The following is a 244-nucleotide window of genomic DNA, read 5'->3' as shown; positions in this document are numbered from 1 at the left end:
GTGTATGCAGTGGCGATGAGTTGCAAGAAGCCGGCCGATGTTGCCAAGGTGCCCGGCTTTGCGCTGAAAATGGCACCGCATCGCGGCGTGCCGACCAAGCCTTTACGTATGATGATCATGGGGATTCCCAATGTCGGTAAGTCGACCTTGATGAACGCCTTGCTCAAAAAGCGCGTGGCCAAAGTCGGCGATGAACCGGCTGTGACCAAGACGCAGCAGCGTTTATATCTGGGCAGTAATATGA

At 54.9% G+C, this 244-nt stretch carries 1 protein-coding gene; it reads left to right on the top strand.

Annotation, left to right across the window (positions count from 1 at the left end; genetic code table 11):
- Positions 1-15: 15 nt before the first annotated feature.
- A partial coding sequence (locus QN347_RS20675; RefSeq protein WP_323494528.1) for a GTPase occupies positions 16-244 on the top strand: 229 nt, incomplete at its 3' end.

It is taken from the genome of Sphingomonas sp. 10B4 (genome assembly GCF_035019905.1).
GTDB classification, from domain to species: domain Bacteria; phylum Pseudomonadota; class Alphaproteobacteria; order Sphingomonadales; family Sphingomonadaceae; genus Sphingomonas; species Sphingomonas glacialis.
This window is presented reverse-complemented; position numbering and strand designations above follow the sequence as displayed.